The organism is Streptomyces sp. PR69 (genome assembly GCF_026420845.1).
Taxonomy (GTDB): domain Bacteria; phylum Actinomycetota; class Actinomycetes; order Streptomycetales; family Streptomycetaceae; genus Streptomyces.
In genome coordinates, this window is the sequence record NZ_JAOWCB010000001.1 from 320,797 (window position 1) to 341,527 (window position 20,731).

The 20,731-nt window shown below is 71.5% G+C and carries 20 protein-coding genes; 7 read left to right on the plus strand and 13 right to left on the minus strand.

The genetic code is table 11. The features are described 5' to 3' along the window. Positions 1–17: 17 nt before the first annotated feature. From OF819_RS01370 to OF819_RS01390, 5 genes are all read right to left on the minus strand, one after another. A complete protein-coding gene (locus tag OF819_RS01370) occupies positions 18–704 on the minus strand; it encodes a response regulator transcription factor (protein WP_267241384.1) in 687 nt (228 codons plus the stop codon). After that, positions 701–2,044 (minus strand): sensor histidine kinase, encoded by a 1,344-nt coding sequence (locus OF819_RS01375; protein ID WP_416370445.1) that lies wholly within the window; start codon positions 2,042–2,044, stop codon positions 701–703. The genes OF819_RS01370 and OF819_RS01375 overlap by 4 nt, the downstream gene beginning before the upstream one ends. Continuing rightward, on the minus strand, positions 2,041–3,030 hold the full coding sequence (locus OF819_RS01380) for a hypothetical protein (RefSeq protein WP_267241385.1): 990 nt from the start codon (positions 3,028–3,030) through the stop codon (positions 2,041–2,043). The genes OF819_RS01375 and OF819_RS01380 overlap by 4 nt, the downstream gene beginning before the upstream one ends. A gap of 102 nt (positions 3,031–3,132) precedes the next feature. Further along, the gene (locus OF819_RS01385; RefSeq protein ID WP_267241386.1) at positions 3,133–3,603 is read right to left on the minus strand and encodes a GNAT family N-acetyltransferase; all 471 of its coding nucleotides are present in this window, start codon (positions 3,601–3,603) and stop codon (positions 3,133–3,135) included. A gap of 1 nt (position 3,604) precedes the next feature. Beyond that, the gene (locus OF819_RS01390) at positions 3,605–4,375 is read right to left on the minus strand and encodes an IclR family transcriptional regulator (protein ID WP_267241387.1); all 771 of its coding nucleotides are present in this window, start codon (positions 4,373–4,375) and stop codon (positions 3,605–3,607) included. A gap of 117 nt (positions 4,376–4,492) precedes the next feature. Here OF819_RS01390 and OF819_RS01395 point away from each other — a divergent pair, with 117 nt between their 5' ends. After that, a complete protein-coding gene (locus OF819_RS01395) occupies positions 4,493–4,999 on the plus strand; it encodes a GNAT family N-acetyltransferase (protein ID WP_267241388.1) in 507 nt (168 codons plus the stop codon). A 62-nt stretch (positions 5,000–5,061) separates the two neighbouring features. Beyond that, the gene (locus OF819_RS01400) at positions 5,062–6,120 is read left to right on the plus strand and encodes an aminotransferase class V-fold PLP-dependent enzyme (protein WP_267241389.1); all 1,059 of its coding nucleotides are present in this window, start codon (positions 5,062–5,064) and stop codon (positions 6,118–6,120) included. 121 nt (positions 6,121–6,241) lie between these two features. Here OF819_RS01400 and OF819_RS01405 read toward each other — a convergent pair whose 3' ends face one another. Next, positions 6,242–6,760 (minus strand): MarR family winged helix-turn-helix transcriptional regulator, encoded by a 519-nt coding sequence (locus tag OF819_RS01405; protein ID WP_416370446.1) that lies wholly within the window; start codon positions 6,758–6,760, stop codon positions 6,242–6,244. Positions 6,761–6,905: 145 nt separating this feature from the next. On the opposite strand from OF819_RS01405, the gene OF819_RS01410 reads away from it, so the two are divergent. After that, positions 6,906–7,988: an alkene reductase gene (locus OF819_RS01410; RefSeq protein ID WP_267241390.1), complete on the plus strand. Its 1,083-nt coding sequence runs from the start codon at positions 6,906–6,908 to the stop codon at positions 7,986–7,988. Positions 7,989–8,068: 80 nt separating this feature from the next. Here OF819_RS01410 and thpD read toward each other — a convergent pair whose 3' ends face one another. The 4 genes from thpD to ectA all read right to left on the minus strand — a co-directional run bounded on the left by thpD (position 8,069) and on the right by ectA (position 11,413). Next, complete coding sequence (gene thpD / locus OF819_RS01415; protein WP_267241391.1) at positions 8,069–8,965, minus strand: ectoine hydroxylase; 897 nt, start codon at positions 8,963–8,965, stop codon at positions 8,069–8,071. Positions 8,966–8,969: 4 nt separating this feature from the next. After that, on the minus strand, positions 8,970–9,368 hold the full coding sequence (locus OF819_RS01420; RefSeq protein WP_240135835.1) for an ectoine synthase: 399 nt from the start codon (positions 9,366–9,368) through the stop codon (positions 8,970–8,972). Between the two features lie 142 nt (positions 9,369–9,510). Beyond that, the gene (gene ectB / locus OF819_RS01425; RefSeq protein WP_267241392.1) at positions 9,511–10,782 is read right to left on the minus strand and encodes a diaminobutyrate--2-oxoglutarate transaminase; all 1,272 of its coding nucleotides are present in this window, start codon (positions 10,780–10,782) and stop codon (positions 9,511–9,513) included. Positions 10,783–10,882: 100 nt separating this feature from the next. Then, on the minus strand, positions 10,883–11,413 hold the full coding sequence (gene ectA / locus OF819_RS01430) for a diaminobutyrate acetyltransferase (protein ID WP_267241393.1): 531 nt from the start codon (positions 11,411–11,413) through the stop codon (positions 10,883–10,885). A gap of 406 nt (positions 11,414–11,819) precedes the next feature. On the opposite strand from ectA, the gene OF819_RS01435 reads away from it, so the two are divergent. Beyond that, a complete protein-coding gene (locus tag OF819_RS01435; RefSeq protein ID WP_267241394.1) occupies positions 11,820–12,908 on the plus strand; it encodes an amidohydrolase family protein in 1,089 nt (362 codons plus the stop codon). A 366-nt stretch (positions 12,909–13,274) separates the two neighbouring features. Continuing rightward, positions 13,275–14,333 (plus strand): SCO1860 family LAETG-anchored protein, encoded by a 1,059-nt coding sequence (locus OF819_RS01440; RefSeq protein WP_267241395.1) that lies wholly within the window; start codon positions 13,275–13,277, stop codon positions 14,331–14,333. A gap of 118 nt (positions 14,334–14,451) precedes the next feature. Here the strand turns inward: OF819_RS01440 and OF819_RS01445 are convergent, their stop codons facing one another. Beyond that, positions 14,452–14,868 carry a VOC family protein gene (locus tag OF819_RS01445; RefSeq protein ID WP_267241396.1) on the minus strand — a complete coding sequence of 139 codons (417 nt, stop codon included), beginning with the start codon at positions 14,866–14,868 and terminating at the stop codon, positions 14,452–14,454. Between the two features lie 10 nt (positions 14,869–14,878). Next, on the minus strand, positions 14,879–15,337 hold the full coding sequence (locus OF819_RS01450; RefSeq protein ID WP_267241397.1) for a helix-turn-helix transcriptional regulator: 459 nt from the start codon (positions 15,335–15,337) through the stop codon (positions 14,879–14,881). A 251-nt stretch (positions 15,338–15,588) separates the two neighbouring features. On the opposite strand from OF819_RS01450, the gene OF819_RS01455 reads away from it, so the two are divergent. After that, complete coding sequence (locus OF819_RS01455) at positions 15,589–17,982, plus strand: excinuclease ABC subunit UvrA (protein ID WP_267241398.1); 2,394 nt, start codon at positions 15,589–15,591, stop codon at positions 17,980–17,982. 79 nt (positions 17,983–18,061) lie between these two features. Here OF819_RS01455 and cobC read toward each other — a convergent pair whose 3' ends face one another. Next, the gene (cobC, locus tag OF819_RS01460) at positions 18,062–19,813 is read right to left on the minus strand and encodes an Rv2231c family pyridoxal phosphate-dependent protein CobC (RefSeq protein WP_267241399.1); all 1,752 of its coding nucleotides are present in this window, start codon (positions 19,811–19,813) and stop codon (positions 18,062–18,064) included. A gap of 183 nt (positions 19,814–19,996) precedes the next feature. Here cobC and OF819_RS01465 point away from each other — a divergent pair, with 183 nt between their 5' ends. Further along, on the plus strand, positions 19,997–20,719 hold the full coding sequence (locus OF819_RS01465) for a ZIP family metal transporter (RefSeq protein ID WP_267241400.1): 723 nt from the start codon (positions 19,997–19,999) through the stop codon (positions 20,717–20,719). The last annotated feature ends 12 nt before the right edge of the window (positions 20,720–20,731 follow it).

Consider the following 20,731-nt stretch of genomic DNA (forward strand, 5'->3'; position numbering starts at 1 on the left):
CGCCAGTGGGGCGAGATTCAGCGGGGCGAGATATAGCCCGACTCATACGCGGCGATCACCGCCTGGGTGCGGTCCCGTGCGCCGGTCTTCGCGAGGACCGCCGCCACATGCGTCTTCGTCGTCGCCGGTCCCACACCCAGCTGCACGGCGATCTCCGCATTCGTCAGTCCGGTCGCCATCAGCCGCAGCACCTGGGCCTCCCGCTCGGTCAGCCGCGCCGCCCACACCGGAGGGGACGGCGCCCCGCCGTGTGTGTGCTCCGCGGCCAGCGACCGCAGCGCCGACGGAAACAGCAGCGAGTCGCTGCGGGCCACCAGCCGCACCGCCTGGACCAGCTCCTCCGCGGCGGCCCGCTTGAGCAGGAAGCCGGCCGCACCCGCGCGCAGCGCGTCGTACACATAGGAGTCGTTCTCGAAGGTGGTCACCACCACGATCCGCGGCGGCCCGTCCGCCAGCCCGGCCAGGATCTGCTCCGTGGCCCGGATGCCGTCGATCTCCGGCATCCGCACATCCATCAGCACCACGTCGGGCCGCAGCTCGCGGACCACGGAGACGGCTTCGGCGCCCGTCGCCGCCTCCCCGACGACCCGGAGGTCGTCCTCCGCGTCGAGGATGACCCGCAGCGCGGTGCGGACCATGCGTTCGTCGTCGGCGAGGACGACCCTGACCTCCCGCTGCTCGCTCATCGGCCGCGTCTTGCTCATCGGACGTGTCCCTTCAGGGGCAGCACGGCGGACAGCCGCCACACACCCTGTCGGGGCCCTGCCTCGGCGTGGCCGCCGAGCAGCGAGGACCGCTCGGCGATGCCGCGCAGCCCGCGGCCGCCCCCCGGGCGCACCGGGCCTGGCCTGCCGGGCAGCGGATTCTCCATCGTGATCTCCAGCTTCTCGTCGCCCACCACGACCGAAAGGGCCGCCGGGGCGGCCTGCGCGGGCCCGCCCGCATGGCGCAGGACGTTGCTCAGGCCCTCCTGGACGATGCGGTACGCCTCCCGGGAGACGGCCGCCGGGACGGCCGCCAGATCGCCCTTGGACGTCAGGGACACCGGCACCCCGCTGCGCGCGAGCAGCCCGTCGAGGGCGTCGAGTCCCGGCCCGGTCAGACCGCCGGCCGCCTCGGCCCCGCCGTCCCCACTAGCCCCGAAGTCCCCGCGGTCCCCGCTGGACCCGTCGTCCTCGCCCTGCCGCAACAGGCCCAGTACGGAGTCCAGTTCGCCCACCGTACGCCGTGCGGTGTCCTCGATCGCCGCCAGCGCCTCCCGTACGAACTCCACATCGCCGGGCGCGTCGCTGTCCAGGACCCGGCGCGCCGCGCCCGCCTGGAGGGTGACCGCGCTCAGCGCGTGGCCCACCGAGTCATGCAGCTCCCGGGCCAGCCGGTTGCGCTCGGCCAGTTCGGCCGCGCGCCGCTCGGCGGCCGCCAGCCGGTCCTCCGGGGTGGGGCCCAGCAGCAGCGGGGCCGCACGGGCCAGCAGCGCGCCCGCGGCCGCCGACCACGCGGCGAGCGCCAGCAGCATGGCGACCCCGGCGAGCGGGGCGAGGACCAGGGCAGCCGGCCGGGCCAGCATCTCGGGGGCCCCGAGCCAGTGCCGCACCGACCCCGAGAACGGCACGATCATCATGGAGACGGCGAACGGAGGCAGCGCCAGCGACGCCCCGCTGATCAGCGCGCCCACGCCGAAATGCAGCGTGCACCAGGCCGAGGTGCGCAGCCGTGCGGCCCGCGTGCGCGCGGGCCCCACCGCGCCGTCCGCGAACCGCTCCGGAGGCACCCCGCACAGGGGCCGGGCGACGGCTGCGGACAGCGGCCGGGCCATCGGGGCGAGGGCGGTGAGGGCGACGATCGGCAGCGCCGCGCCGTACGCGCCGAACTGCAGGGCGGCAGAGTTGTCGAAGAGGCCGCCGGCGCCGCTGAGCGGACCGACGAACACGGCCGCGAGCAGCCAGTACGGCATCAACAGCGCGCCGCCGAGAATCAGATGGACCCAGCGCAGCCTGGCCCGCCTGCCGAACAGCGCGCCAAGCGCCCGGCCCAGGGCGCTCACACCGTGCCGCGCCGCCGCAGCAGCGAGGCGATGCCGCAGGCGAACAGGATGCCGGAGATCATCTCCACAGCGTAGGCGACGGGCAGCAGCGCCGGCACTTCGCCGGACGCGTCCGCGACGGGCAGCAGTGCCGCCAGCGTGAGATAGCCGCCCCAGGCGCCGAGCACCGCCGACCCCACCCAGGCCGCGGCGAGGGCCGTGCGCACCCGCGCGCCGGGAAAGCGGCGGAAGGCGAGCGACACCGCCCCGCCGACGGCGAGCGCCGCGAACAGCGCACGGACAACCTCCAGCACCCGGAAGTCCGCGGTCCGGGAGGCGACCGTCTCCGCGGACAGCCCCATCTCGGCTCCCAGCGCCCACATCACATGCAGCGCCGCGGGACCGAGTGCGGCCAGTGCCCCGGCCGTGACGGCCGCGCGCATAAACGGTCCGGTCGTCGCGGACGGCAGCTCCCAGATCCGGCCCCGCCACACCCGGCTCCAGCGCGCCCGCGCGTACAGCGTGAACAGCCCGCCGAGGGCGAGGCCCTGGACGATGAAGCCCCCGTAGACGACGGCGAACACCCAGGAGTCGAGGAAGGCGGCGTCGGACGCCTCCTGCGCAGCCGTCGTCCCGCCGAGCGCGGCGACGGCGAGCTGAAGCGGAAAACCCACCATGATCGGGGCCAGCAGACCCGAGGCGGCCCATATGGGGGCCGCCAGCAGCCAGGCCCGCACCCGCAGCCCCCACGGCTGGGTGAGCAGCAGCGCCAGCAGCACGACGCAGGCGTCCATGAGGAGCGTGACGACATTGGCGACGATCATCGTGCCGCGGTGGTCCAGCAGAACGCTGCCGTCAGGGATGCCGATGCGGCTCCCCGCGATCCAAGCGGCCTTGAGCGTGACATAAGGGACGCAGGCGGCGATCGCGACGGCGCGCAGCACGACGGGCAGCCGGGCGGCCGCACCCGGGGCGTCCGGTGCTGTGGCGAACATGGTCGGTGTCATGCCTCCACGCTCCCGGGCCGGGCCCCGGCGCACCTCGTGCGCGGCGACGATCTCCCTCCCCCTTACGGGGGAGGAGGGCGTCCGCACCTCCCCGGCCGGGGCTCAGCCGTCGAGCGTCAGCACATACTCGTCGATCTCCTCGCCGCGGGCGTGCGCGAAGCCCCGGCCCTTCCCGGTGACGCGGAAACCGCACTTCGAGAGCACCCGCAGCGAGCCCGCGTTGTCGGCCGCCGCGCGCGCGTACAGCGGCCGCTCCGGCACCAGCTCCAGCAGCGCCCGCAGCGCGGCGGTCGCCACGCCGCGGCCCCAGTGGCCGCGGCCGATCCAGTACGTCACCTCACGCTCGCCCGGCGGCCCGTACACGGCGGCGTGCCCCGCGGGTACGCCGTCGGCCAGCACCGTGCGGTTGATGTCCCCGGAGGCGAGCACGCGTGCCCAGTGCGCGTCGAAACGGCCGCGGTCGGCCGGGTCCTCCGGTGTGAAGGCGGCCATCCGGGCGGCCTCCGGGTCCTGCATCTGCGCGAAGAACAGATCCAGGTCCTCCGCGCGCACCTCGCGCAGCGAGATCTCCATGTCACAGCCTCCTGGTGGCGAGGGTCAGCCGGTCCCGGGCGTCGAGGAGCGCGTCCTTGATCGTCTGCTCATGCGCGGGCGTGAGCCGTGCCGCCGGCACCGAGCAGCTCACCGCGTCGCGCGCGGGCGTGCGATAGGGGATCGCGACGCCGAAGCAGCGCAGCCCCACGGTGTTCTCCTCGCGGTCCACCGCATAGCCCTGCTCGCGGACCCGGTGCAGCTCCTCGATCAGCTGCTCGCGGTCGGTGATCGTGTTCTCGGTCACCGCCGCCAGCGTCTCCGGCAGCAGCTTGCGGACCTGCTCGTCGCCGTACGTCGCCAGCAGCGCCTTGCCCAGGGCGGTGGAGTGCGCGGGCAGCCGCCGGCCGACGCGGGTGAAGGGCCGCAGATAGTGCTGCGACTGGCGGGTGGCGAGATAGACGACGTCGACGCCGTCGAGCCGCGCGAGGTGGATCGTCTCCGCGGTGTCGTCGGAGAGCCGGTCCAGCGTGGTCCGGGCGGCCGCGACGACCTCGTCCCCGTCGATGTACGAGGTGCCGACCAGCAGCGCCCGTACGCCGATGCCGTACCGCGTGCCGGTCGCGTCCGTCTCCACCCAGCCCAGCTCGACCAGTGTGCGCAGCAGCATATAGAGGCTGGACTTCGGATAGCCGAGCGCCTCCTGCACCGCGGCCAGCGAATGCATGCCCGGACGCCCGGCGAAGAACTCCAGCAACTCCACCGTCCGCACCGCGGACTTGACCTGCGCCCCGCCGGAATCAGCCGCGACCATATCCCCCTCGCCCCTTCCGCGTTCACCACCAGGAACGCCGTTCAGCCTACCGAGCGGGGCGACTCCACGACGACGGTGCGCCGCAACCGCGGCCGCGCCTCCCGCGTCCCCCGCACCATGATCCGAAACGCGACCCCCGCCGACCTCGACGCCGTCGTCCGTACCCACGCCGAGGCCCGGGCCACGTACTACCGCGGACACATCCCCGACGAGCAGTTCGACAGCCCCGAGGCGCACGCCCGCAGCAGAGCGGCCTGGGAGACGGCCATCGCGCGCGGCGGCGTGCTGTGCGCCGAGCACGGCGGCGCGCTGGCCGGGGTCGCCGCGTTCCGGAAGCGGGAGCAGGGAGAGGGCATGACGCTGACACAGCTGCACGTGGCCCCCGCCCACTGGCGGCGCGGCATCGGGACGGCGCTGCACGACGCGTGCGTGAGCCGCTGGCGGACCGCCGGAGTGACGCATGCCCGGCTGGAGGTGTTCGAGCGCAATCTGCGGGCCCGGGCCTTCTACGCCGCGCACGGCTGGCTGCCGCATCCGCTGACGCCAAGCGCGGGAAACCACGTGGTGCTGACCCTGGCCGTCCCCGCGGCGACGGAGGAGATGTACTCCGGGGACAGCCGCTGAGCATGGAGGAGACACGGGGATATCCGGTTGACCGCAGGGGTACGGCGGCCAAGAGTGAGCGCATGGAGATCAAGGACGCCCGCGCTGAGTTCACACCCGAGTCGGTCTATCTGAACACCTCCACCTGCGGGCTGCTGCCGCGCCGCACGGTGCGCGCGATCGCCGCGCTGGCCGGGGAGCTGGCCGCCGGACGTGCGGCCGGGGCGGGGGACATGGCGGCCGTCGACGCGGCCCGCGGCTCCTTCGCGCGGCTCGTGGGCGTGCCCGAGGGCCGCGTCGCCGTCGGCGGCTCGGTCTCGGTCCATGTCGGGCTGATCGCCGCCGCACTGCCGTCCGGCGCGGAAGTCCTCCTCCCCGAAGGGGAGTACGCCTCCGTGATCACGCCCTTCACGGTGCGCGGCGACCTCAAGCTCCGCTACGCGCCGCTGGATTCGCTCGCCGAAGCCGTACGGCCCGGCACCCATCTGGTGGCCTTCTCGGCCGTGCAGTCCGCGGACGGCCGGCTCGCCGATCTGCCGGCGCTGCGGGCCGCGGCCGCCGCCTGCGGGGCCCGTACGCTTCTCGACGCCAGCCAGGCGGCCGGCTGGCTGCCGCTGGACGCCGGTGCCTGGGACTTCACCGTCACCGGCGGCTTCAAGTATCTCCTCTGCCCGCGCGGCGCGTCCTTCCTCACCCTCACCGAGGACGCCCAGCGGACGCTGACGCCCTTCCACGCCGGAACCTACGCGGCGGAGGACCAGTCGGGCAGCCTGTACGGGCCGGTGGAGCGGCTCGCCCGCTCCGCGCGCCGCTTCGACGAGCCTCCGGCGTTCCTGGCGTACCACGGTGCACAGCAGTCGCTGGGGCTGCTGGAGGAGATCGGGGTCGAGGCGGTGTACGCCCATGACACCGCGCTCGCCGGGCAGCTCCGGGAGGGGCTGCGGCGGCTGGGGCACGAGCCGCTGGGAAGCGGGAGCGGGCCGTCCGCGATCGTGGCCGTGCCGGGGCTCGGGCACCGGGCGCCGGAGCTGGCGCGCGCGGGCATCACCGCGGCGGACCGCTCGGGCTGTCTGCGGGTGTCCTGCCACCTGTACAACTCCGCCGCCGATGTGGACCGGCTGCTGGATGCGCTGTCCGGCTGACCGCCTGACCGGCGACGCTGCGCGCGGACGGGGCGGGCGCGCCATGGCGGGCGAAACAGGCGGGCGGTGCGCCGCGCACGGGGATGGCGCACCCTGCCTGCGGCCGTGCCCGCGCCCCGGCTCAGCCGCGGCGCTCCGGGCAGCCCGCCGCCTCCGGGCACAGATTGGCCTCGACCTTGGACAGCAGCCGGGCGAGCTCCGCGCGCTCGTCGGGGTCGAGGCCCGCGAGCGTGTACCCCTCCAGCTCGCCCCAGGCCGCGGTGACCTCGCACAGCAGCGCACAGCTGCTCTCCGTCGCCTCGACGAGGACCGCGCGGCGGTCCGCCGGGTCCGGGCGCCGCCGCACATGCCCGCTCTGCTCCAGCCGCTGCAGCATCTTGGTCACCGTGGACGGGTCGAGTTCGACCGCCTTGATCAGCTCGGACTGACGCACCGGCCCGGCCTCCCACAGGTGCATCATCACGAACTCCTGCCCCGGATACAGGCCCAGTCCCTTGAGCAGCCTGCCCGCGGCGATGCGATGGAGACGGGCGACCCGGCCGATGGCGTGGCTCACCGGTCCGCTGCCCGCGACCTGCGGCAGCATCCCGCAGGCAGCTCCCTGCTCCCCCTGCCGCCCCTGTGGTGTCGCGGACCTCATCGCGGGCCTCCCTGGCCTTTCGACCTCCTGTGACGTGCTTTCGTCAGTCTCCCAGAAAGAATAACTTGGCCGACCAATGAAGTCTGCTACAGTGGCCCGCGCGGCTTAATTGGCCGACCAATAATATGCCTTCACGGGAGTGCGCATGACTACCGCCTTCGACCCGATCGACCTCTCCGGCACACAGCTCGCCAACCGCATCGCCATGGCTCCCATGACCCGCAGCCGAGCCTTCGGCCCGGGGCTCACGCCGACGGAATCCGTCGTCACGTACTACGCCCAGCGCGCCTCGGCCGGCTTCATCATCTCCGAGGGCATCCAGCCGTCCGCGGTGGGCCAGGGCTACCCCGACACCCCCGGCCTGCACAGCGCAGAGCAGGTCGCCGCCTGGCGCAGGGTCACCGACGCCGTCCATGACAAGGGCGGCGTGATCTTCGCCCAGATCATGCACTCCGGCCGCATCGGCCATCCCGTCCTGCTCCCGGACGGCCTCCATCCCGTCGGCCCCTCCGCCGTCCCCGCCCAGGGCCAGGTCTACACCCACGACGGGCCCAAGGACTTCCCCACGCCCAAGGCGCTGACCTCTGACGAGGTGCGCGCCACCATAGGCGACTTCGCCGCGGCCGCCCGCAACGCCGTGGACGCGGGCTTCGACGGCGTGGAGATCCATGGCGCAAACGGCTATCTCGTCCACCAGTTCCTGGCGCCCGGCGTCAACCGGCGCACCGACGAGTGGGGCGGCTCTGCCGAGAACCGCATCCGCTTCGCCGCCGAGGTCGTCAAGGCCGTCGCGGCCGAGATCGGCGCGCACCGCACCGGGCTGCGGATCTCCCCGGCCAACCCGTACAACGACATGGCGGGCTCCGAGCCCGACGCCGAGGAGACGTACACCAGGCTCGTCGCCGCACTCGAACCGCTGGGGCTCGGCTATCTCCACATCATGGAGGCCGCGCCCGAACCGCGGGAGATGACTCTCGCCCTGCGCAAGCAGTTCTCGGGGACCTTCGTCCTCAACCCGGCGACCGAGGGGTTCACCGGGCCCGAGGCCCTCACGCTGATCGAGGACGGCGTCGCCGACGTCCTGGCCTTCGGAGCGCTGTTCCTCGCCAACCCGGACCTCCCGGCCCGGCTGCGGGCCGGCGGCCCGTACAACACCCCCGACCCGGCCACCTTCTTCGGCGGCGGCGATGAGGGGTTCGTCGACTACCCTGCGCTGACCGCCGTCTGAGCGCGAGAAGGGGCCGGTCCATCACGGACCGGCCCCTTCGTCTCAGGGCGTCAGCGTCTGCGCCTTCGACTGCCGCCGCGTCACCGCACCGGCGTGAAGTCCCGGGCCCCGATGAACTCCGGACGCCGCACCGGCGCCGCGAACGGCTCCACCGCCGCGTTCTCCACGCTGTTGAAGACGATGAAGACATTGCTGCGCGGGTACGGGGTGATGTTGTCCCCCGAGCCGTGCATGCAGTTGCAGTCGAACCAGGTGGCCGAGCCGGCCTTGCCGGTGAACAGCCGGATGCCGTGCGCGTCCGCGAACTTCGTCAGCGCCTCGTTCGACGGCGTGCCCGCGTCCTGCATCTGCAGGGACCGCTTGTAGTTGTCCTTCGGCGTCGCGCCCGCGCAGCCGAGGAACGTCCTGTGCGACCCAGGCATGATCATCAGGCCGCCGTTGGTGTCGTAGTTCTCGGTCAGCGCGATCGACACCGAGACGGTCCGCATGTTCGGCAGGCCGTCCTCGGCGTGCCAGGTCTCGAAGTCCGAGTGCCAGTAGAAACCGGACGCTCCGAAGCCCGGCTTCACATTGATGCGCGACTGGTGGACGTACACATCCGAGCCGAGGATCTGCCGGGCCCGGCCCACCACACGCTCATCGCGGACCAGACCGGCGAACACCTCGCTGATCTTGTGCACCTCGAACACCGAGCGCACGTCCTGGGACTTCGGCTCGACGATCGCGCGCTCATCGGCGCGCACCGCCGGGTCGGAGATCAGCCGCTCCAGCTCGGCGCGGTAGACCGCGACTTCGTCCTCGGTGATGAGCTGGTCGATGGCGAGAAACCCGTCGCGCTCATAGCCGCTGAGATCAGCCGGGGTAATCGGGCCGGGCGCGCCCGGCGCGGAGTAGACGACCGGGTCCTGGCGGGGGACGGTCACCTCGCTCGCGCCACGGGTCGGGTACAGATCGGTCAGTGCGGCGGCGGTCGCCATGGGTTCAGCCCTCCTCGGTCAGCAGCGGGTAGACGCCGTTCTCGTCGTGGTCCTCCCGTCCGGTCACGGGCGGGTTGAAGACGCAGACGCAGCGGAAGTCGGTCTTGGGGCGCAGGGTGTGCTTCTCATGCCCGTCCAGCAGATACATCGTGCCCGGCGCGATCCAGTGCTTCTCGCCCGTCTCGTCGTCGGTGAGCTCCGCCTCGCCCTCCACACACAGCACGGCCTCGACGTGGTTCGCGTACCACATCGACGTCTCCGTGCCCGCGTACAGCACCGTCTCGTGCAGGGAGAAGCCGACCTTCTCCTTCGCGAGCACGATGCGCTTGCTCTCCCAGGTGCCGGACGCCGATTTCACATGGCGCTCGGTGTTCTCTATGTCCTTCAGCGATCGGACGATCACGGTGTCTTACTGCCTTTCTCGTGCGTACGGGTGCAACAGGCGGTCGCGGACGGGCGGCCCGCTCGGCTGACCGGGGCGGACGCTCACGGCGTCCGCCCCGGTCGACGACATGCTGACGACATGCTCGGAACGGGATGGGAGGTCAGGCCGTCTCGCGGACGGCGCGCGCCAGGATGCGCAGGCCCTCGTCCAGCTCCTCCGGGCTGACGGTCAGCGGCGGCAGCAGCTTGACGACCTCGCTCTCCGGACCGGAGGTCTCCAGCAGCAGCCCCAGTTCGAAGGCGCGGGCGCAGACCGCCGTGGCACGCGCCTTGTCCTCGAACTCCACGCCCCAGACCAGACCGCGGCCTCGGAAGGACGCGCCGGACTCCGCGCCGCTCTCCTCGACGACGGACAGCAGGGCGCGCTCGACCTGCTCGCCGCGCGCCATCGTCTGCTTCTCCATCTGGCCGTCGGCCCAGTAGGCGTCGAGCGCGGCCGCGGCCGTGACGAAGGCGGGGTTGTTGCCGCGGAAGGTGCCGTTGTGCTCGCCCGGCTCCCAGATGTCCAGCTCCGGCTTGAACAGCGTCAGCGCCATCGGCAGGCCGTAGCCGCTGATGGACTTGGACAGGGTGACGATGTCCGGGCTGATGCCGGCGTCCTCGAAGGAGAAGAAGCCGCCGGTGCGGCCGCAGCCCATCTGGATGTCGTCGACGATCAGCAGCATGTCCTGGCGGTGGCACAGGTCCTGCAGGGCGCGCAGCCACTCGGCGCGGGCGACGTTGATGCCGCCCTCGCCCTGCACGGTCTCCACGATCACGGCGGCGGGCTTGTTCAGCCCGGAGCCCTGGTCCTCAAGCAGCCGCTCGAACCACAGGAAGTCCGGCACCTGGCCGTCGAAGTAGTTGTCGAACGGCATCGGCGTGCCGTGCACCAGCGGGATGCCGGCGCCGGCGCGCTTGAACGCGTTGCCGGTGACGGCGAGCGAGCCGAGCGACATGCCGTGGAAGGCGTTGGTGAAGGACACGATCGCCTCGCGGCCCTTCACCTTGCGGGCCAGCTTGAGCGCGGACTCCACGGCGTTGGTGCCCGTCGGGCCGGGGAACATGACCTTGTACGGCAGGTCACGCGGCCGCAGGATCACATTCTGGAAGGATTCCAGGAAGGCCCGCTTGGCCGCGGTGGCCATGTCCAGGCCGTGGGTGATGCCGTCGCGCTCGATGTAGTCGATCAGCGCGCGTTTCAGCACCGGGTTGTTGTGCCCGTAGTTGAGTGATCCGGCGCCGGCGAAGAAGTCGAGATACGTATGGCCGTCCTCGTCGTGGAGGTAGCTGCCCTGCGCGCGGTCGAACACGGCGGGCCAGCCGCGGCAGTAGCTGCGCACCTCCGACTCAAGGGTCTCGAAGACGCTCAGGGCGGGCGGGGTGATGGTCACAGCGGTTCTCCAGGGAGATGGGGGTGGTCTGGTCGGTGACAGCCGGTCATACGGGACGCGGCCGGACGCAAGGGGGCGGCCGGTCGCCCGGGGGCTGCGGTCAGACGGCGACGGGGCCGATGCGGTAGAGCACTTCGGGCTGGTGGGTTCCCTCGGGGAACAGCCCTCCGTCGAAGAGGACCTCACGCTCCAGGGGTGCGCCGTGACGCTTCGCATACGCGGTGAACAGCCGGTCGGAGGCGGTGTTGTCCGGAGTGACGGTCGTCTCGATCTCCTGGATTCCGTGCGCCTCGACGACCCTGGCGGTCAGCGCGTCCAGCAGCGTGCCGGCCAGCCCCTTGCCCCGGTGTGCCTGGTCGACGGCGACCTGCCAGACGACCAGGGCCTCGGGGCGGTCGGGGCGCACATAGCCCGTGACGAAGGCGATGGGCTCGCCGTCGGCGCCGCGCGCCACGACGGAGGTCGCCGCGAAGTCCCGACACCACAGCAGGTAGCTGTACGAGGAGTTGAGGTCCAGGACCTCGGAGTCGCGGGCGATGCGCCAGATCGCGGCTCCGTCCTCCACTCGTGGGGTGTCGATCTCCGTGAATTCGCTCGGGCCTCGTACAAGGTCTTCTTGTGCGGCGGTCATGTCCAGTAAATTTACCGAGCTAATTTTGAAATTGCATCGGGGGAAGGGGTTGGGCAGGGCGCGATGATGTGTTATCGCGCGGGCGCGAACTGGGCATGGTCACGCCATGAATATGTCAGTGTTTGCCCTGGAAATATGGGGTGAACCGGACTGGCTGTCGAGTAGGTCACACGTTAGTAACTGTCATGAGACCCGTCCGAATTATGGTTGCCGAACCTGACGGAACCTTGGTGTTTAGGATCGGAGAACCGGGGCAGAAGAATATGGGAAGCTGCCCTCAATAAACCGCTTTCGAATATTCGGGAATTCGCCCGGATTCTCGCTTGTGGGAAATCCGGAGAGGCAGCCGGGCCCGGGCTCGACCGGGGGAGCCCGGCCCCTCGCGCGGTCCTCGTACAGTGCAGGCATGAGCGATCACGTGGTGCTGCATGTGAAGGGGCGGGTGCTCGTCGGGCCCGAGGAGGTGCGCGACGAGCTGTGGGCGGTCGACGGCCGCATCACCTATGAGCGGCCGCGCAGCGCAGAGGCCGTCGTCGTCGAGGGCTGGGCGCTGCCGGGGCTCGTCGACGCACACTGCCATGTGGGCCTCGACCAGCATGGCGCGGTCGACGCCCCGACCAGCGAGAAGCAGGCCGTCACCGACCGGGACGCGGGCACGCTGCTGATCCGCGACGCGGGCTCCGCCGCGGACACCCGCTGGATCGACGACCGTGACGACCTGCCGAAGATCATCAGGGCGGGCCGCCATATCGCCCGCACCCGCCGGTACATCCGCAACTACGCCCATGAGATCGAGCCGGGCGATCTGGTCGCCTATGTCGCCCGCGAGGCCAGGCGCGGCGACGGCTGGGTCAAGCTCGTCGGGGACTGGATCGACCGGGAGGCGGGGGATCTGACCGCCTGCTGGCCGCGCGGTGAGGTCGAGGCGGCCATCGCCGAGGCCCATCGGCTGGGCGCGCGCGTCACCGCCCACTGCTTTGCCGAGGACTCGCTGCGCGATCTTGTCGAGGCCGGCATCGACTGCATTGAGCATGCCACCGGCCTCACTGAGGACACCATCCCGCTCTTCGCCGAGCGGGGCGTCGCCATTGTGCCGACGCTGGTGAACATCGCGACGTTTCCGCGGCTCGCGGCGGGCGGCGAAGCCAAGTTCCCGCGCTGGTCGGCCCATATGCGGGCGCTGCACGCCCGTCGGTACGACACCGTGCGCTCCGCCTACGACGCGGGCATCCCGGTCTTCGTCGGCACCGATGCCGGCGGCTCCCTGGCGCACGGCCTGGTGGCGGCGGAGGTCGAGGAGCTGGTGAAGGCCGGCATCCCGCCGCTTGAGGCGCTCTCGGCTACCACCTGGGGAGCGCGTGCCTGGCTGGGCCGCCCCGCGCTGCAGGAAGGCGCCCCTGCGGATCTGGTGGTGTACGACAGCGATCCGCGCGCGGATGTCAGGGTGCTGGCCGGGCCGCGGCGGGTGATCCTCAACGGCCGGGTGATCGGCTGAGGCGGCGGGGGCGACTGGCCGGCCGGTCCGCCGGTCGGCGCTGGGGGCGTCGGCTGCTGTTGACAGCCCGTGACCGTCTGCCGACGGCGCTCGTTTGAATACCTCTGAGTACCTCGCGGATGAGCCTGTTGCGCCTGTGAGGTCAACCGGCGTACCCCCTCTCCGCCGCCACAAGGGTGACCTGGGGGAACAGTCGTACCGGAGGAATCGAATACAAGTGCGGAAACCCTACTTTGGGGTGAACTCACGTCAGGTGTCTGTCGATTCACTCTCAGTGCGTAAAGATTCCGGTGTCTGACGTCGCTGCCGCCCCTGTGTCCCCAGGGGCGGCAGCGACACCGTTTCTCTTGTGGGGGTTCCACCGCTTTGAACAGCAACACCTTCCGGATGCCCGCCCGCCGCCGTGGCGCGACCCGTCGCCGTGCGACCGGCGTCACCGCGGCCGCCGTCGCCCTCGCCCTCGCGTCGGGGTCCGTCGTCCTCGCCGGTCCGGCGCATGCCTCCGGGGGCGAGTCGGACAAGGGCCGGGCGGCCGCGGTCGTGCTCCGCACCGACCTTGATGTGTCCCTGCTCGACAAGGCCGTCGTCCCGCTCACGACCACGCTCAACGAGGTCAAGGCCCCCGCCGGCGCCGAGAAGACCGCGCTGACCGCAAGACTCGACGGGGTCGACGAGGGCAGGCCCTTCCAGGTGCTGCGGTCGGACGTCGCCACCGCCAAGGCTGCCGCGGACCGGCGCCGGGCCGAGAGCTCCGTCCATCTCGCCCGCGCCCGGGTTCATGTGCCGGGCCTGCCGCTGCTGTCCCTGATCGAGATCCAGAAGGTCACCTCCAGGGCGGTGTGCGAGGTGGGAGAACACCCCGTCGTCGACTCGAACGTGCTGGGTCATGTGAAGGTCCTCGGCCAGAAGGTCACCCTGACCGCCGGCGGCCCGACGGACGTCGGCGTCCCCGGCGTGGGCAAGGTGACCCTCCAGCTGTCGAAGACCCAGACCACCTCCCACACGGCGGCCGCGACCGCCCTGGAACTCAAGGTCGCGGTGAACCCCCTCCGGCTCAACGTCGCCGACGTGCAGGGGACGGTCACCCTGGCCAAGGCGACCTGCGAGTCCCCCGGGCGGGGCGGCGGGTCCGGCGACGGCGAGGAATCGGAGCGGGCGGAGCAGCCGCAGCGGCCGCAGCAGCCCGAGGAGGGCGGGCGGCCGGAGGGGGATGCCAAGGCCGCGGAGTCCGGCACATCCGCCGGGACGACCGGCAGCGCGGTCTCCGTGCGGTCCGGACCCGTCCAGGCGGGCAAGGAGAACCTGGCCGCCACCGGGGGTGGCTCCGCGACGGGGTATCTGGTGGGCGGGGCGGTGCTGATGCTGGTCTTGGGGGGTGGGGGGCTTGGGCTCGCCCGTGCGAGGCGTGGCCGTGCGCAGCACTGAGGCGGACCTTCCGGGGGCTTCGCCCCCGGACCCCCGCGCCTCTAGCGCCGGCGGGGCTGGATGTGCTGGCTCCTGCGCCTCAATCGCCGGCGGGGCTTGATTTCAGGCCCCCACGCCCTCACTTCCCCAGCGCCTGGGTAAACCTCAGCAGATTGCCCGCCGGATCCCGGAACCCACAGTCGCGGACGCCATACGGCTGATCCATCGGCTCCTGCAGCACCTCGCCCCCCGCCGCCCTGATGCGCTCGAACATGGCGTCGCAGTCGTCTGTCGCGAAGATGACGCCCCGCAGCAGGCCCTTGGCCATCAGCTCCGCCATGGCCTGTCTGTCGGCCGGTGAGGCGTTCGGGTCGGCGACGGGGGGCTCCAGGACGATGTTCACATCCGGCTGCGAGGGGGAACCGACGGTCACCCACCGCATGCCCTCGAATCCGACGTCGTTCCGTACTTCAAGACCGAGTACGTCGCGGTAGAAGGCGATTGCCTTGTCGTGGTCGTCGACGGAGATGAAGCACTGCGAAAGCTTGATGTCCATGCTGCTCAGGCTACGGCCGGGCGGCGGGGCTCGCTTCTCCGTTCCTGACCGCTTTGTTCATGGCAGGCGCCGTTCTGACCGGCCGTGTGTGGATCTTGGCCATGCAGGCCGGGATGGCGGCGCTCTCGCCATGGTCCCGTGCCCGGTAGGCGCTCGGGGTCTCGCCGACGAGCTGGGTGAAGCGCGAGCTGAACGACCCCAGTGATGTACAGCCGACGGCGAAGCAGACCTCGGTCACCGTGAGGTCGCCGCGCCGGAGCAGCGCTTTGGCCCGTTCGATGCGGCGGGTCATCAGATAGCTGTACGGGGTCTCGCCGAAGGCGGCGCGGAAGCTGCGGGAGAAATGGCCGGGCGACATCAGGGCCTCATGGGCCAGCGCCGGGACGTCGAGCGGCTCGGCGTAGTCGCGGTCCATACGGTCGCGGGCCCGCCGCAGCCGGACGAGGTCGTCGAGATCCTGCCGTCTCACCCGATCAGTTTCCCACAGCACCCGGGGCCGGGGACGTCGAACGCACAACAGACCGATCCAGACCGATCAGGAATTGAGAAGCGCCGGTCACCGGGTCATGCCTAGCCTGGCCGCGAGCCGATGCCCGACGGCCGGACGTACGCTCGAATCCAGTTGGATCGAATCAGGCGATGAGTCAGGCGACATCGAGTCAGGCGACGCAGACGCACCACCGCGAGGGCGGGCCGCGTACCACAACAGATGGAGACAGGATGAGCATGGCCAAGAGGACGGACACACAGTCCCCTGAGCCGCACGCTGCCGACAGCCACGATCTGATCCGCGTGCACGGTGCACGCGAGAACAACCTCAAGGACGTCAGCGTCGAGCTCCCGAAGCGCCGGCTGACGGTGTTCACGGGGGTCTCGGGCTCGGGCAAGAGCTCGCTGGTGTTCGACACGATCGCCGCCGAGTCGCAGCGGATGATCAACGAGACCTACAGCGCCTTTGTACAGGGCTTTATGCCGACGCTGGCGCGGCCCGAGGTCGATGTGCTCGACGGGCTGACCACGGCGATCACCGTCGACCAGCAGCGTATGGGGTCCGACCCGCGTTCCACGGTGGGCACCGCCACCGACGCCAACGCCATGCTGCGCATCCTCTTCAGCAGGCTGGGCAAGCCGCACATCGGCCCGCCCGGCGCGTACTCCTTCAACGTCGCCTCCGTCTCGGCGAGCGGCGGGCTCACGGTGGACCGCGGCTCCGACAAGACCAAGACCGAGAAGGTCACCTTCAGCCGCACCGGCGGCATGTGCACGCACTGCGAGGGCCGGGGCACGGTCTCCGACTTCGACCTCACCCAGCTCTACGACGACTCCAAGTCGCTCTCCGAGGACCCGTTCACCATCCCCACCTACACCGGGGACGGCTGGGTGGTGCGGATCATCAGGGAGTCGGGCTTCTTCGACCCGGACAAACCGATCAGCAAGTACACCAAGAAGGAGCGGCACGACTTCCTCTACCGGGAGCCGACCAAGGTGAAGATCAACGGGGTCAACGTCACCTATGAGGGCCTGATCCCGAAGATCCAGAAGACCTTCCTGTCCAAGGACCGGGAGTCGATGCAGCCGCACATCCGGGCTTTCGTGGACCGGGCGGTCACCTTCGCCACCTGTCCCGACTGCGACGGCACCCGGCTCAGCGCGCAGGCCCGCTCGTCGAAGATCAAGAAGCTCAGCATCGCGGACGCCTGCGCCATGGAGATCAGGGATCTCGCCGCATGGCTGCGGGATCTCACGGAGCCGTCGGTGGCGCCGCTGCTCACCGCGCTGCAGCACACCCTCGACTCCTTCGTCGAGATCGGGCTCGGCTATCTGTCGCTCGACCGGGCGTCGGGCACGCTGTCCGGCGGCGAGGCGCAGCGCGTCAAGATGATCCGCCACCTTGGCTCCTCGCTCACCGACGTCACCTATGTCTTCGACGAGCCCACCATCGGCCTGCACCCGCATGACATCCAGCGGATGAACAAGCTGCTGCTGCGGCTGCGGGACAAGGGCAACACGGTGCTGGTCGTGGAGCACAAGCCGGAGGCCATCGCCATCGCCGACCATGTCGTCGACCTCGGCCCCGGCGCCGGTACGGCGGGCGGCACCGTCTGCTTCGAGGGCACCGTCGAGGGGCTGCGGACCAGCGGCACCGTCACCGGCCGCCATCTCGACGACCGGGCCGCGCTGAAGGACACGGTCCGCAAGCCAACCGGCACGATGGAGATCCGCGGGGCGTCGACGCACAATCTGCGGAATGTCGACGTCGACATTCCGCTCGGGGTGCTCTGTGTCGTCACCGGCGTCGCCGGCTCCGGCAAGAGCTCGCTGGTGCACGGGTCGATGCCGGCCGGCGCGGATGTGGTGTCGGTGGACCAGGGAGCGATCCGCGGCTCGCGGCGCAGCAACCCGGCGACGTACACCGGACTGCTCGACCCGATCCGCAAGGCGTTCGCGAAGGCCAACGGCGTGAAGCCGGCGCTGTTCAGCGCCAACTCCGAGGGCGCCTGCCCGCGTTGCAACGGCGCCGGTGTCATCTACACCGACCTGGCGATGATGGCCGGTGTCTCCACCGCCTGCGAGGACTGCGAGGGCAAGCGGTTCCAGCCGTCCGTGCTGGAGTACACCTTCGGCGGCAAGGACATCAGCGAGGTGCTCGCGATGCCGGTGACCGAGGCGGAGGACTTCTTCGGCGCCGGTGAGGCGCGCACGCCCGCCGCCCACAAGATCCTGCAGCGGCTGGAGGAGGTCGGGCTGGGCTACCTCAGCCTCGGCCAGCCGCTCACCACGCTCTCCGGCGGCGAGCGACAGCGGCTGAAGCTGGCCACCCATATGGCGGACAAGGGCGGCATTTACCTCCTCGACGAGCCGACCACCGGACTCCACCTCGCCGACGTCGAGCAGCTGCTCGGGCTGCTCGACCGGCTGGTCGACTCCGGCAAGTCGGTCATCGTCGTCGAGCACCACCAGGCGGTCATGGCACACGCCGACTGGATCATCGACCTCGGCCCCGGCGCCGGCCATGACGGCGGGCGCATCGTCTTCGAGGGAACACCCGCCGATCTCGTCGCGGACCGCTCGACCCTCACCGGCGAGCACCTCGCGGCCTACGTCGGCGGCTGACCGAGGCGTCGACGGCCCCTCCGCGCGATCGCGTCCTGTTCGGTGAGCGCGGAGGGGCCGCTCGGCCGCCGTGCGCCGTTCAGCAGCCCGCCATCGTCAGAGCTTGGTCGAGCGCCTGCAGAAAGCGGTTGGTCGTCGCCCGGTCCCGTACCGCCAGCCGCAGCCAGTCGGGCCCGAGCCCCGGGAAGGTGTCGCCGCGACGGGCCGCGAAGCCAAGGGCCCGCAGCTTCTCGCGCACCTCGGCGCCGTGCCGTACGCGGACGAGGACGAACGGCCCCTCGGCCGCCTGAACCGTCCGCACCTCCTCGAACTCCGCGAGGCCCGCCAGCAGATGCGCACGGTCGGCCGCGATCTGGTGAGCCGCCCGGGCGGCCTCCGCGAGGGCGTACGGCTCCATGCACGCCTCCGCTGCCGTCAGCGCGGGGGTCGAGACCGGCCACAGCGGCTGGGCCGCCGCCAGTTGCGCGATCGTGCCCGGCTCCGCCAGCACATAGCCGATCCGCAGCCCCGCCAGGCCCCAGGTCTTGGTGAGGCTGCGCAGCACCACGAGCCCCGGCACATCGAGCCGTCCAGCAAGCGCGGCCCGCTCGCCCGGGACCGCGTCCATGAACGCCTCGTCCACCACCAGCACGCGGCCGGGGCGGGCCAGCCGCACGAGGTGCTCGGCGGGGTGCAGCACGGACGTCGGGTTCGTCGGATTGCCGATCACCACCAGGTCCGCCGAGTCCGGCACCGCGGCCGGATCGAGCCGGAACCCGTCCTCCTCGCGCAGCAGCACCCGTTCCACCTTGTGCCCGGCGTCCTTCAGGGCCGCCTCCGGCTCGGTGAACTGCGGGTGCACGACAACCGGGTGGTGCGCCGTCAGCGCACGGGCCAGCAGGACGAACGCCTCCGCCGCGCCCGCCGTCAGCAGCACCCGCTCCGCCGGAACCCCGTGCCGCGCCGCGATCGCGGCACGCGCCCGCCGTCCGTCCGGATAGGCGGCAAGCGAACCGAGCGAGCCCGCGACGCGATCGCGCAGCCAACGCGGGGGAGTGCCCGTGCGCACATTGACCGCGAGGTCCGTCAGCCCGACGCCGTCGTCCCGCAGCTCCGCGTCGCCGTGATGCCGCAGATCGCAGACTTCGGCGTCGGCACCCAGCTGAAGCGGCTCGGGCCGGTACGACGACGATCTGACCTGTGAGGCCTGTGGGGGAGGGGAGGCCATGCCGTCTCCTTGAGGTGGGGGTGGAGGGCAGGGAGCGGGTGGGGGTGTGCCCGGCTGCCCTGACTGAAGAGGCTCCTGAGACAGTGGTGCGATGGTCCGGGGCGGCGTCGGCTCGGGGTCTCGCGTCGCCGGGGCGCCGACCGCCGTGTCCGTCATCTTCTCCCTGTGCGCACCGTCCACTCCGGGCCGCGCGGCCAGCTGGCTGGAATCCGCCGCCCGCGCACCCTCCGGACGCCGGCGTGCAACGGCGCATGTCACCTGTGGCCGACCGCCGTTTCGGGGCCGTGACCTGCGCTTGGGCACAATGAGCTCGCCGCCGCCCGCGAGCGCCGCCGCCTCCGCGACCGACCCGGCGCCCACGGAGGCGAGTGCCGCGGCTGACGGATTCGGCACCCTGACGCGGGCCAGCGCCGCCGCCGGGTAGGTCACCAGCGGCACACCGAGCCGCTGGGCCGCCCGTACGATCCCGTCCTCCTCCGCCTTCGCGTCGATCGTCGCGAGGGCCGTCACGTCCGCCGCCGACAGCCCCGCGGAGGCCAGCGCCTCGGCGATCGCGTCATGGACCTCCTCGGCAGGAGCGCCCCTGGACGCGCCGACGCCGACAGTCAGCGATGTGCGGTCCATGCGTCGGCTCCTCTCGTACGGCGGTCAGGATTGCGGGACAGGGATGCGGGACAGGGATGCGGGACAGAGTTGCGGGGCTGGGGCGGGGGTGGGCACAGGGCAATCGGGTGAAACACGGGCGTCGGCGACCCTGACGCGCTCCGCAGGGTCTCAACAGGCCCGTCGATCGGCTAGCAAAGCCCCATGGCGGTGTTCGTCGCGCTCGGCGCGTTTGCAATGACGCTGTTCGGCGGCTGGACGGCGCAGCGCGTCACCGACCGCAGGCATCTGGTGCTCGGCCTCGCGGGCGGACTGATGCTCGGCGTGGTCGGCCTCGATCTGCTGCCGGAGGCGCTGCGGGCGGCGGGCGGCGGAGTCTTCGGAGTCCCGCAGGGCCTGCTGCTCTTCGTCGGCGGCTTCCTCGCCGCGCACACCGTCGAACGGCTCCTCGCCGTACGCGCGCACGGCGGCCGGCCGGACCAGGGGCGCGTACCCCAAGTGGGACTGGCCGCCGCGGCGGCGATGGTCGGCCACAGCCTGATGGACGGCATCGCGATCGGCGCGGCCTTCCAGGTCAGCGGCGGCATGGGCGCGACGGTGGCCCTGGCCGTCATCACCCATGACTTCGCCGACGGCTTCAACACCTACACGCTGGCCAGCCTGTACGGGAACAGCCGTGCGAAGTCCCTCACGCTGCTGGTGGCCGCGGCGCTCGCGCCGGTGGCAGGCGCGACGTCCACCCTGCTGTTCACCCTCCCCGAGGAACTGCTCGGCAGCTATCTCGGGTTCTTCGGGGGCGTCCTGCTCTATCTCGCCGCCGCCGAGATCCTCCCCGAGGCGCACCACGACCACCCCGGTCGCTCGACGCTGCTGTGCACGGCGGGCGGCGTGGGCTTCATCTGGCTGGTGGTGGGCCTCGCCGAGTGAGGCGGAAAAGCC

Coding starts and splice junctions, on each gene's coding strand:
- OF819_RS01370 (WP_267241384.1), bottom strand. CDS start 704: ATGAGCAAGACGCGGCCGATGAGCGAGCAGCGGGAGGTCAGGGTCGTC.
- OF819_RS01380 (WP_267241385.1), bottom strand. CDS start 3,030: ATGACACCGACCATGTTCGCCACAGCACCGGACGCCCCGGGTGCGGCC.
- OF819_RS01385 (WP_267241386.1), bottom strand. CDS start 3,603: ATGGAGATCTCGCTGCGCGAGGTGCGCGCGGAGGACCTGGATCTGTTC.
- OF819_RS01390 (WP_267241387.1), bottom strand. CDS start 4,375: ATGGTCGCGGCTGATTCCGGCGGGGCGCAGGTCAAGTCCGCGGTGCGG.
- OF819_RS01395 (WP_267241388.1), top strand. CDS start 4,493: ATGATCCGAAACGCGACCCCCGCCGACCTCGACGCCGTCGTCCGTACC.
- OF819_RS01400 (WP_267241389.1), top strand. CDS start 5,062: ATGGAGATCAAGGACGCCCGCGCTGAGTTCACACCCGAGTCGGTCTAT.
- OF819_RS01405 (WP_416370446.1), bottom strand. CDS start 6,760: ATGAGGTCCGCGACACCACAGGGGCGGCAGGGGGAGCAGGGAGCTGCC.
- OF819_RS01410 (WP_267241390.1), top strand. CDS start 6,906: ATGACTACCGCCTTCGACCCGATCGACCTCTCCGGCACACAGCTCGCC.
- thpD (WP_267241391.1), bottom strand. CDS start 8,965: ATGGCGACCGCCGCCGCACTGACCGATCTGTACCCGACCCGTGGCGCG.
- ectA (WP_267241393.1), bottom strand. CDS start 11,413: ATGACCGCCGCACAAGAAGACCTTGTACGAGGCCCGAGCGAATTCACG.
- OF819_RS01435 (WP_267241394.1), top strand. CDS start 11,820: ATGAGCGATCACGTGGTGCTGCATGTGAAGGGGCGGGTGCTCGTCGGG.
- OF819_RS01445 (WP_267241396.1), bottom strand. CDS start 14,868: ATGGACATCAAGCTTTCGCAGTGCTTCATCTCCGTCGACGACCACGAC.
- OF819_RS01455 (WP_267241398.1), top strand. CDS start 15,589: ATGAGCATGGCCAAGAGGACGGACACACAGTCCCCTGAGCCGCACGCT.
- cobC (WP_267241399.1), bottom strand. CDS start 19,813: ATGGACCGCACATCGCTGACTGTCGGCGTCGGCGCGTCCAGGGGCGCT.
- OF819_RS01465 (WP_267241400.1), top strand. CDS start 19,997: ATGGCGGTGTTCGTCGCGCTCGGCGCGTTTGCAATGACGCTGTTCGGC.